Below are 2,247 nucleotides of genomic sequence, written 5' to 3'. Positions count from 1 at the left end.
GGCGGCGGCCGCCGCCAACGCTCCGGAGAGCACCAGCGCCCCCGTGGCGAGCCCGAGGCCCGCCATTCGCTTGATTCGCATTCGTCGTCCTTCCTGGCACCGTCGCCGGAGCGGACTGCTCCGGCGGATGTTCTTCACAGTGCCGACGGCGTCTGGAGTCAGGCGCAGGGAAACCTCGCGGTTCCCTGGCGACGCCGTTGGAGCCGGCCCTGACGATCCCTCAGGAAACCGCAAGGTTCCCCTCAGGTTCGGCACGGGAGGCGTCGAGACCCTCCGGGCATGACGTCATCGGGTGCGCCGCGGATCCTGGTCGTGGACGACGAGGAGAACATCTCCTACCTGGTCGGGGCCGGCCTGCGGATGGCCGGCTGCGAGGTGCAGACGGCCGCCTCCGGCCGGGAGGCGCTGGCCGCCGCGGATGCCTGGCGGCCGGACGCCATCGTGCTCGACGTGATGCTTCCCGACGAGGACGGCTACAACCTGTTGCGCCGGTTGCGCGGCCGCGGCTGTACCGCGCCAGCGCTCTTCCTCACCGCTCGCTCGGAGACCGCCGAGCGCGTGCGCGGGCTGACCTGCGGCGGGGACGACTACATCGTCAAACCCTTCGCGTTGGAGGAGGTCGTCGCGCGGGTGCAGGTGGCACTGCGGCGGCGCGGCAACCCGGCGGCGACGACCCGCGTCCAGGTGGACGACCTGGTGCTCGACACCGATGCGCGACGGGTCTGGCGCGGTGAAGAGGAGGTGTTCCTGACGCCGACGGAGTTCGCCCTGCTCCGCTGCCTGATGACCAATGCCGGCCGAGTGGTGACGCGGGCTCAGATTCTTGACCACGTCTGGCAGTACGACTTCGACGGCGAGTCCGCGATCATCGAGACCTTCATCAGCAGCCTGCGCCGCAAGGTCGAACGCGACTCGACCAAGCTCATCCACACCGTGCGCGGGGTCGGTTACAGCGTCCGGGAACCCTGATGACCCTCGCCCGCCGGCTGGCCCTGGCCCTGGGTGCGGTGCTGGTCCTGCTCGTGACCGCCGGCTCGGCGCTCGTGCTCATCCAGCGCGATTACACCCTCGATCAACTCGACGCGCGACTGGCGGCGCTCTCGACCAGTCCCCGGCTGGTCGCCGTCGCCGATCCCCGTGAGATGCCCGGTGCCGCCGGCCCCGGACCGGTCGCGCCGCCACCCGACGAGCGGGGGTTCATCCGGGGCGAGGAGGGCGGCAACGTCGTCCGGACGGTGCGGGCCGGGACCGAGGTCCTCGGCGACGTCTACGTCGGGCTGCTCCACCCGAACGGCACGCTGCGCACGGTGCAGGCGCCGGCCGAGGATCCTGGCCTGGTGCCGGACCTGACCGGCATCGGCGATCAGCCCCGGCCGACCGGGCGGCCCACGGTCAGTGGGCAGTCGGACTCGGTGCGGGTGATGGTCACTGCGCTACCCGACGGGGACAGCGCCGTGGTGGCGCTGCCGACCACCAGCGCCGACCAGGCCACCCGGCGGCTGATGGCGACAGTGGCCACCGGCGGCGCCGGTCTGATGGCCGTGCTGGCGTTGATCGTGTGGTGGGTGCACCGCTTCGGGCTGGCCCCGATCGCGCGGATGACCCGCACCGCCGAGGCGATCGCCGGTGGCGCGCGCGACCAACGGTGGGAGTCCGCCCACCCGGGCACCGAGGCGCACCGGCTCGGGCAGGCGCTGAACACGATGCTGACCGCCGAGCAGGCCACCCAGGACCGGATGCGCCGCTTCGTCGCGGATGCCTCCCACGAGCTGCGCACGCCCTTGACCACGTTGCGCGGCTACTCCGCGCTGCACGCCGGGCAGGTCGGCCAGCATCCGACCGAGGTCGAGGACGCGCTGCGCCGGATCAACGACGAGGCCCGCCGGATGAACGGCATCGTCGAGGCGCTGCTGGATTTGAACAATCTCGACGAGCACGGGGTCGACCACCTCGGCGCGGTCGACGTGGTGCCCCTGCTGCGGGCCGTCGTCGCGGACCTCGGCGTCGTCGCCCCCGGGCGGCAGGTGAGCCTGGAAGCCCCGGAGCAGGTGCTGGCCCGGGCCGATGCCGACCGGCTCACCCAGGCCGTGCTCTCGTTGACCTCGAACGCGCTGCGGCACACCCCCGACGGAACCCCGGTGGTGCTGCGCGCCGCCGCCTCCGGGCCGCACGTGCGGGTGGAGGTGGCCGACGCCGGTCCCGGCATCCCGGCCGAGCACCTCCCGCACCTGTTCGACCGGTTCTACC

2 protein-coding genes are annotated in these 2,247 nt (G+C 72.6%); both read left to right on the top strand.

Going from position 1 to position 2,247, the window contains the following annotated elements; translation table 11 throughout:
* Nucleotides 1–279: 279 nt before the first annotated feature.
* Entirely contained in the window at nucleotides 280–969 is a 690-nt protein-coding gene (locus H0X00_RS23510) for a response regulator transcription factor (protein WP_293775265.1), read from the top strand.
* A partial coding sequence (locus H0X00_RS23505; protein WP_293775263.1) for a HAMP domain-containing sensor histidine kinase occupies nucleotides 969–2,247 on the top strand: 1,279 nt, incomplete at its 3' end. The genes H0X00_RS23510 and H0X00_RS23505, both read left to right, overlap by 1 nt.

The sequence above is a fragment of the Sporichthya sp. genome, from assembly GCF_013815995.1.
Lineage (GTDB): Bacteria > Actinomycetota > Actinomycetes > Sporichthyales > Sporichthyaceae > Sporichthya.
The sequence above is the reverse complement of the archived record's forward strand: the minus strand, read 5'-3'. Positions and strand labels throughout refer to the sequence as shown.

Excerpts from the sequence above, each read along its gene's own strand:
- H0X00_RS23510 (WP_293775265.1), top strand. The coding sequence starts at position 280 with ATGACGTCATCGGGTGCGCCGCGGATCCTGGTCGTGGACGACGAGGAG.